Source organism: Achromobacter sp. FW305-C-13, assembly GCF_058783475.1.
In genome coordinates this window covers 1-885 of sequence record NZ_JBYSYN010000012.1, presented here as the reverse complement: position 1 = coordinate 885, position 885 = coordinate 1, and the positions used below count along the sequence as shown (strand labels likewise).

Genomic DNA, 885 nt, shown 5'->3' with positions numbered 1-885 from the left:
TTACTTCAGGATCTTGGCGACGACGCCGGCGCCGACGGTACGACCGCCTTCACGGATGGCGAAACGCAGGCCTTCTTCCATGGCGATGGGAGCCAACAGCTTGACCGTCATGGCCACGTTGTCGCCCGGCAGAACCATTTCCTTGTCGGCCGGCAGCTCGATCGTGCCCGTCACGTCCGTCGTGCGGAAGTAGAACTGGGGACGATAGCCTTGGAAGAACGGAGTGTGACGGCCGCCTTCTTCCTTGGACAGGATGTACACCTCGGACGTGAAGTCCGTGTGCGGGGTGATCGAGCCCGGCTTGGCCAGAACTTGGCCGCGCTGGACGTCTTCACGCTTGGTGCCGCGCAGCAGGATGCCCACGTTGTCGCCAGCTTGACCTTGGTCGAGCAGCTTGCGGAACATTTCAACGCCCGTGCAAGTCGTCTTGACCGTCGGAACCAGACCGACGATTTCGATTTCTTCGCCGACCTTGACCACGCCGCGTTCGATACGGCCGGTCACCACGGTGCCACGACCCGAGATCGAGAACACGTCTTCAACCGGCATCAGGAACGCGCCGTCAACGGCACGCTCAGGCGTCGGGATGTACGAGTCCAGCGCAGCAGCCAGGTTCATGATGGCCTGTTCGCCCAGTTCGCCCTTGTCGCCTTCCAGCGCCAGCTTGGCCGAACCCTTGACGATCGGGGTGTCATCACCCGGGAAGTCGTACTTCGACAGAAGTTCGCGAACTTCCATTTCCACCAGCTCCAGCAGCTCGGCGTCGTCAACCATGTCAGCCTTGTTCAGGAAGACGATGATGTACGGCACGCCAACTTGGCGGCTCAGCAGGATGTGTTCACGCGTTTGCGGCATCGGGCCGTCAGCGGCCGAAACCACCAGGAT

General features: G+C 61.6%; 1 protein-coding gene. It reads right to left on the bottom strand.

The annotated features are described in order from the left end of the window. A partial coding sequence (gene tuf, locus AC3WMU_RS29635) for an elongation factor Tu (RefSeq protein WP_492283380.1) occupies window positions 1-885 on the bottom strand: 885 nt, incomplete at its 5' end.